This is a genomic window from Trebonia sp. (assembly GCF_049794275.1).
In the GTDB taxonomy this organism is placed as follows: Bacteria; Actinomycetota; Actinomycetes; order Streptosporangiales; family Streptosporangiaceae; genus Trebonia.
In genome coordinates this window covers 1-3,149 of record NZ_JBARCR010000975.1, presented here as the reverse complement: position 1 = coordinate 3,149, position 3,149 = coordinate 1, and the positions used below count along the sequence as shown (strand labels likewise).

Sequence of the window (3,149 nt, the reverse complement as noted above, 5' to 3'; positions counted from 1 at the left end):
TCGCCGTCGGCGGCACCGCCTCGGTAGCGCCGGACAGATCGACGTCGTTTCCGCAGACCATGCTGGTGGACTACGTCCGCGTTCACGCAGCATAGGCGTGCTGGCAGACTAGGGGTATGTCTGATCTTCTCGCACGCCACCGCGCGGTAATCCCTAACTGGGTCGGCCTCTACTACGGCCAGCCGATCGAGATCGTCAGCGGCAAGGGCTGCCGCGTCACCGACGCCCAGGGCCGCGGCTATCTCGACTTCTTCGCCGGAATCCTGACCAACATGCTCGGCTACGACGTCGCCGAGGTGCGGGAGGCGGTCGAGCGGCAGATCTCGACCGGCGTGGTGCACACCTCCACGCTGTACCTGATCCGCAGCCAGGTCGAGCTCGCGGAGAAGATCGCCAGGCTCTCGAACATCCCGGACGCGAAGGTGTTCTTCACCAACTCAGGTTCCGAGGCCAACGAGACCGCGCTCGCGGCCGCCCTCGTGGCGCGCAACGCGAACCAGGTGCTGGCGATGCGGGGCAGCTACCACGGCCGGACGTTCGGCACCGTCGCCATCACGGGCAACGTGTCATGGAAGGCGAGCAGCAACGATCCGTTCGGCACCCATTACCTGCATGGCGCGGACCGGCAGCTGCCGCAGTACCGCGACCTGACTGACACTCAGCTCATCGACGCGTGCGTGGCCGACCTGCGGGCGCTGCTGTCGGCCGGCATCCACCCGGCCGACGTCGGCGCGCTGATCGCCGAGCCGGTGCAGGGCGTCGGCGGGTTCACGATGGCGCCTGACGGCCTGTTCAAGGCCTACAAGGAAGTGCTCGACGAGCACGGCATCCTGCTGATCTCCGACGAGGTGCAGACCGGCTGGGGCCGCACCGGGGCGCACTTCTGGGGCATCCAGGCGCACGGCGTCGTGCCGGACATGATGACCTTCGCCAAGGGCCTGGCCAACGGGTTCGCCATCGGCGGCGTCGTCGGCCGCGGCGACCTGCTGGACAGCATCCGCGGCAACGGCATCTCGACGTTCGGCGGCAACCCGATCGCCACGACGGCGGCGAACGCCACCCTGGACTACGTGCTCTCGCATGACCTGCAGCACAATGCCGCGGTGACCGGCGAGATCATCATCAGCGGGCTCAAGGAGGCGGCCACGGCGCTGAGCACGATCGGCGAGGTGCGCGGCCGCGGGCTGATGTTCGCCGTCGACCTCGTCGACCCGGCGACGAAGCAGCCGTCCCCGCAGCTGGCAGGGAAGGCGCTCGAGGCGGCCCGCGAGCGCGGGCTGCTGATCGGCAAGGGCGGCCTGTTCGGCGCCACGCTGCGGATGGCACCGCCGCTGACGCTCAGCGAGGCGGAAGCGCGCGAAGGCCTCGGCCTGCTCACCGACGCGCTGCGCGCGGTCGACGGGGAGGCGGCGAAGGCGTGAAACACGTAACGCACTGGATCGGCGGCAAGCCATGGACGGCCGGGGCGGAGCGGCACGGCGACGTTTACGATCCGGCCACCGGCCAGGTCAGCGGGCACGTCGACTTCGCCTCCGCGGACGATGTGGACGCGGCCGTGCGGGCGGCGGCCGAGGCGTTCGCGAGCTGGCGGCGGGTGTCGCTGGCCAGGCGGGCCAGCATCATGTTCGCGTTCCGCGAGCTCATCAGGGAGCACACCGCTGAACTCGCCGCCCTGATCACCGCCGAGCACGGCAAGGTCGCCGCGGACGCCGCGGGCGAGGTCGCCCGCGGCCTGGAGGTGGTGGAGTTCGCCTGCGGCATTCCGCACTTGCTCAAGGGCGGCTACTCGGAGAACGTGTCCACCAGCGTGGACTCGTACTCGATCCGCCAGCCGCTCGGCGTGGTGGCCGGGATCACCCCGTTCAACTTCCCGGCCATGGTGCCGATGTGGATGTTCCCGCTGGCTATCGCCTGCGGCAACACGTTCGTGCTCAAGCCGTCGGAGAAGGACCCGTCCGCGTCGCTGCTGCTGGCCAGGCTGTGGGCGCAGGCCGGGCTGCCCGACGGGGTGTTCAACGTGGTGCACGGCGACAAGGTCGCGGTCGACGCGCTGCTCACCCACCCGGACGTGGCCGCGCTCAGCTTCGTCGGGTCCACGCCGATCGCCAGGTACGTCTACGAAACGGGCACGAGCCACGGCAAGCGGGTGCAGGCGCTCGGCGGCGCGAAGAACCACATGGTCGTGCTGCCCGACGCGGACCTCGACCTGGCCGCCGACGCCGCGGTGTCCGCCGGGTTCGGCTCGGCGGGGGAGCGCTGCATGGCGATCTCGGCCCTCGTCGCTGTCGACCCGGTTGGCGATGAGCTGCTGGCGAAGATCACGGACCGGGTCGGCAAGCTGATCGTGGGGCCTGGCGCCGACGAGCGGTCCGAGATGGGCCCGCTCGTGACCGGGCCGCACCGGGATAAGGTGGCGTCCTACCTCGACTCCGGGGTGGCCCAGGGCGCGTCGCTGCCGATCGACGGCAGGCGGCACCCGGTCACCGGCGGCGACGCGGGCGGCTTCTGGCTCGGACCCAGCGTGCTCGACCACGTGACCCCGGAGATGAGCTGCTACACCGACGAGATCTTCGGCCCGGTGCTGTCGATGCTGCGCGCGCCGTCGTACGAGGCGGCGGTCAGCCTGGTCAACAACAGCCCGTACGGCAACGGCGTGGCGGTCTTCACCTGCGACGGGGGAGCGGCCCGCCGGTTCGTCTCCGAGGCGGAGATCGGCATGGTGGGCGTCAACGTGCCGATCCCGGTGCCGATGGCGTACTACTCGTTCGGCGGGTGGAAGTCGTCGCTGTTCGGCGACACGCACGTGCACGGCACCGAAGGCGTGCACTTCTACACCCACGGCAAGGTCGTCACCTCCCGCTGGCCCGACCCCAGCCACGGCGGGGTGAACCTCGGCTTCCCGGTGAACTCTTAACCCGCGGCCGCTCTGGGCCGGTGCCTCGATGGGACGGCGCCGCGGCGGGTCGAGCAGGGCCAGGCCCAGGTCGGTGGCCTGGTACAGCACGGTGCGGCCAACGCGGGTCCGGTCGGCCAGCCCCGCCCTGTGCAGGACCGAAAGGTGCTGCGACACCGCGCCAGGGGTGACGCCGAGGGCCCGGGCAAGCGCGGTGGTCGTGGCGGGCGAGCGCAGCGCGCTGAGCAGCCGGGCG

2 protein-coding genes and 1 pseudogene are annotated in these 3,149 nt (G+C 70.8%); 2 read left to right on the top strand and 1 reads right to left on the bottom strand.

Translation table 11 applies throughout. The annotated features are described in order from the left end of the window. The first annotated feature begins 116 nt into the window (after positions 1-116). Together WA805_RS24880 and WA805_RS24875 are read left to right on the top strand one after the other, a co-directional pair. Positions 117-1,421, top strand: a complete 1,305-nt coding sequence (locus WA805_RS24880) for an aspartate aminotransferase family protein (protein WP_422288674.1) — start codon at positions 117-119, stop codon at positions 1,419-1,421. Next, positions 1,418-2,914: a CoA-acylating methylmalonate-semialdehyde dehydrogenase gene (locus tag WA805_RS24875; RefSeq protein WP_424561129.1), complete on the top strand. Its 1,497-nt coding sequence runs from the start codon at positions 1,418-1,420 to the stop codon at positions 2,912-2,914. The genes WA805_RS24880 and WA805_RS24875 overlap by 4 nt, the downstream gene beginning before the upstream one ends. A gap of 159 nt (positions 2,915-3,073) precedes the next feature. On the opposite strand, the pseudogene WA805_RS24870 reads toward WA805_RS24875, so the two are convergent. Continuing rightward, a pseudogene (locus WA805_RS24870) lies at positions 3,074-3,130 on the bottom strand (hypothetical protein); the annotation flags it as partial. Between the last annotated feature and the right edge of the window lie 19 nt (positions 3,131-3,149).

Coding starts and splice junctions, on each gene's coding strand:
- WA805_RS24880 (WP_422288674.1), top strand. CDS start 117: ATGTCTGATCTTCTCGCACGCCACCGCGCGGTAATCCCTAACTGGGTC.